Here is a 2,281-nt window from a genome sequence, read left to right on the forward strand (position 1 = left end):
ATCCTCATGCACGACCAGTACGCGACGACGGTCCAGGCCATCCCCCAGATCGCGGCCAACCTCCGCAGCCGCAACCTGTGCGCGGGCATGATCTCGCCGTCCACCGGACGGGCCGTGGCTCCCGACGGCGGCGGCCCCCGTCTCTCCGTCCCCGTCGAACCCGCAGTCCCCCAGCCCCACTCCCACGCTCACGCCGCCTCCGGGACCGGGCGGGTGCACCGCGACGATGCAGACCGTGAACTCCTGGTCCGGCGGGTTCCAGTCCAACGTGACGGTGCGCGCGGGCAGTTCGGCGATCAGAGGCTGGACGGTGACCTGGAGCTGGCCCGGGTCCCAGTCCATCAGCCAGCTGTGGGGAGGCCTCCAGTCCGGCTCCGGCTCGTCCGTCAGCGTGCGCAACGAGTCCTGGAACGGCGGCCTGGGCGCGAGCGCCTCCACCACCTTCGGCTTCGTCGCCAACGGCACCGCCACCACGCCGACGTTGACCTGCAGCGCGTCCTGACGGACACCACGACGGCACCCTGATCCCGGGGAGACCCGGACGGCCGTACGGCGAGAAGGGGACGACCTCCTCACCGTACGGCGTCGCGTTCCCCGGCGAGGCGAAAATCAGTTGCCCTCGGACGGGCGGATCGTTGAGATGACTCGTCGTGGCCGAAAGCGCTGATCGCTCCCTGAAATCCCTTGCCCGGCGGCTGAGACTGGATCTCAGCCCACTGCGAGAGTTCCGCGACTTCCGTCTCCTGCTCGGCTCGGGGCTGATCACGACGCTCGGCACGGTCGTCACGACCGTGGCCGTGCCGTACCAGATGAAGCAGCTCACCGAGTCCTACGTCGCGGTGGGCCTGGTGGGCATGGCCGAGTTCGTGCCGATGGTGGTGTGCGGACTGTGGGGCGGCGCGATCGCCGACGCGCGCGACCGGCGCACGATCGTGATAATCAGCGAGCTGGGGTTGTGCCTCTCCTCGGTGCTCCTGCTCGTCAACGCGCTGCTGCCCCAGCCGCAGGTGTGGGTGCTGTACGCCGTCGGCGCGCTGGCCGCCGGGCTCGGCAGCGTACGCTCGCCCAGTGAGCAGGCGCTGCTCAACCGGGTGGTGCCGCTGGATCGAATGCCCGCGGCGTTCGCCCTGCAGGGCCTGGTCCGCAACGCCGCCATGATCGTGGGTCCGGCGGCGGGCGGTCTCATCGTGGCCACGCTCGGTCCGGCCGCCTCCTACGGCCTCGACGTCGCCACGTTCCTGCTGTCCCTCGCGCTGCTGGTCAGGGTCGGCGCCGTCGCCCGCGCCGAGGAGCCCACCCCCGCGTCGCTGCGCTCCCTGCTGGAAGGCGTGCGGTACGCGCTGCGGCGGCCGGACCTGATGGGCACCTATCTCGTGGACATCGCCGCGATGGCCTTCGCCAGTTCCACCGCGCTGTTCCCCTTCCTGGCCGAGAACCTCGGCGCGTCCAAGGCCGTCGGAGTGCTGTACGCAGCCGGCGGCGTGGGCGCGGTGGTCGCCTCACTCACCTCGGGCTGGACGGCCCACGTGCATCGGCACGGGCTCGCCGTCATCGTCTCGGCCACCCTGTGGGGCATCGCCGTGGCGCTCGCCGCCGTGATGCCGGACATCTGGCTGGTCTTCCTGTTCCTCGCCGTCGCAGGCGGCGCCGACATGGTGAGCGGCCTGTTCCGCGGCACCATCTGGAACCAGACGATTCCGGACTCCTATCGCGGGCGGCTGGCCGGCATCGAACTGCTGTCCTACTCGACCGGGCCGATGCTGGGCGACGCACGGGCCGGATTCATGGCCCAGTTGGGCGGCGCCCGCTTCTCCCTGGGGGCGGGCGGCCTGCTCTGCGTGGCCGCGGTCGGTGTGATGGCGGCCGCGTTGCCCCGGTTCCGGAAGTACGACGCGAGGACCGACGAGCACGCGCTCGCCCTCCGCCCGCCGGAGTCCGCGACGCCGTGAAATGTTCATCGGCGTTCCGGCCTGGTCAACGCGCACTTGACCGATTCACCGTCATGAAATGTTTCTAGTCTGTCTTTGACATGTTTCAGCGGCGCTTCCCAGAATGATGCCGTCCCGACTGGAGGAGCAGACATGGTCGACAGCGCCGTGCCGATCGGAAGACGTGCAGGCTTACGCAAGACGCTCGCCACCACGATCGCGAGCATCCTGACCGCGGCGTTCGCCGCCGTGGCCCTGTCGGCCGCGCCCGCGAGCGCGGCCGACTGCAGCGCCGGGTACGTCGGCCTGACCTACGACGACGGCCCCAATCCCAGCAACACGACGAACCTGCT

At 70.4% G+C, this 2,281-nt stretch carries 2 protein-coding genes and 1 pseudogene; all 3 read left to right on the plus strand.

What is annotated here, in order from left to right; translation table 11 throughout:
* Positions 1-226 precede the first annotated feature (226 nt).
* On the plus strand, positions 227-502 hold the full coding sequence (locus tag B1L11_RS44355; RefSeq protein ID WP_079321101.1) for a cellulose binding domain-containing protein: 276 nt from the start codon (positions 227-229) through the stop codon (positions 500-502).
* A gap of 148 nt (positions 503-650) precedes the next feature.
* Complete coding sequence (locus B1L11_RS44360; RefSeq protein WP_256863444.1) at positions 651-1,949, plus strand: MFS transporter; 1,299 nt, start codon at positions 651-653, stop codon at positions 1,947-1,949.
* Positions 1,950-2,081: 132 nt separating this feature from the next.
* A pseudogene (locus B1L11_RS44365) lies at positions 2,082-2,281 on the plus strand (hypothetical protein); the annotation flags it as partial.

The organism is Microbispora sp. GKU 823 (genome assembly GCF_002027145.1).
Classification (GTDB): Bacteria; Actinomycetota; Actinomycetes; order Streptosporangiales; family Streptosporangiaceae; genus Microbispora; species Microbispora siamensis.

Bases quoted from the DNA above. Each gene is read 5' to 3' on its own strand.
- B1L11_RS44355 (WP_079321101.1), top strand. From the start codon at position 227: ATGCAGACCGTGAACTCCTGGTCCGGCGGGTTCCAGTCCAACGTGACG.